Origin of the sequence: Sulfitobacter sp. UBA4523 (assembly GCF_002388305.1) — a bacterium.
Classification (GTDB): Bacteria; Pseudomonadota; Alphaproteobacteria; order Rhodobacterales; family Rhodobacteraceae; genus Sulfitobacter; species Sulfitobacter pontiacus.
Genome location: NZ_DGMH01000017.1, coordinates 123,527 through 123,987, shown reverse-complemented (window position 1 = coordinate 123,987; position 461 = coordinate 123,527). Strand labels below are relative to the sequence as shown.

Genomic DNA, 461 nt, shown 5'->3' with positions numbered 1-461 from the left:
GGACAACGGCTGACCCCCACGGCATCGGCCCCCAGGAAATAGGCAACCGCCTTGACCATCTCTGCCGCCTGTTGCGGGGCGAGGGCGGTTTGCGTTTCGGCAGCTTGCCCGTCTTGCAGCAGACCAAAGGCCCCAAGCGCGCGCCGCTGCGCCATCGAGGTCGGCGTCTTGCGGATGTAGCGCCCGCCGGTGGCCCCGTCTTGCAGCTTTTTGCCCATGTCCCCAAACAGCGCACGGCTGAACATATCGGTGCGTTTGGGCAGACGCGGGATGCGCGGTTCGTCCATATAGGTCGTGGGGCTGTCCACGCGTTTAAGCTTTTCGAAAGGCTGCGCGCCATCGACAAAGCGTCGCGTTGCATAGGCGGGCGGCGTGCGGGGCAGGGCAGCGGCGGCCAGAGGGCGGTCACAGGCCAGATCCATCGCCATGGTGACGGCGGCCAGCGAAAAGCGCGTGCCGAC

Annotated in this window: 1 pseudogene; it reads right to left on the bottom strand. The window is 66.6% G+C overall.

Going from position 1 to position 461, the window contains the following annotated elements:
* A pseudogene (locus B3849_RS03890) lies at window positions 1-461 on the bottom strand (NAD-binding oxidoreductase); the annotation flags it as partial.